This is a genomic window from Pseudoalteromonas sp. S1650, from assembly GCF_005887195.1.
In the GTDB taxonomy this organism is placed as follows: domain Bacteria; phylum Pseudomonadota; class Gammaproteobacteria; order Enterobacterales; family Alteromonadaceae; genus Pseudoalteromonas; species Pseudoalteromonas simplex.
This window is the reverse complement of sequence record NZ_PNDF01000240.1, coordinates 1-276: the sequence shown is the minus strand read 5'-3', so window position 1 is coordinate 276 and position 276 is coordinate 1. Positions and strand designations below refer to the sequence as shown.

Below are 276 nucleotides of genomic sequence, written 5' to 3'. Positions count from 1 at the left end.
CCCAACGCAAGATCTAAGGATTTACTTATCAATACAGTTGAATTAGCTATGGTGCCGACGACCCCAATAAAAATAGCGAATACCGCAATTAACTTAACATTAGACGACACAGTAAATTTTGCAGACTTATCAACGCGATTACCAAGCGCCGTTAAAACAGGGGCACAAATATCTCCTGATTTACCACTGTATTGCGTTACTCCCCCACGCACGCGCGCAAATACTGCATAAAGTGCCCAAGCATGGGCGCCCCAATTACCCAAGGTTAAAGCGAGG

At 44.9% G+C, this 276-nt stretch carries 1 protein-coding gene; it reads right to left on the bottom strand.

All coding sequences use genetic code 11. The features are described 5' to 3' along the window. On the bottom strand, positions 1–276 hold a 276-nt coding region (locus tag CWB80_RS22280), incomplete at both ends, for a BCCT family transporter (RefSeq protein WP_171041584.1).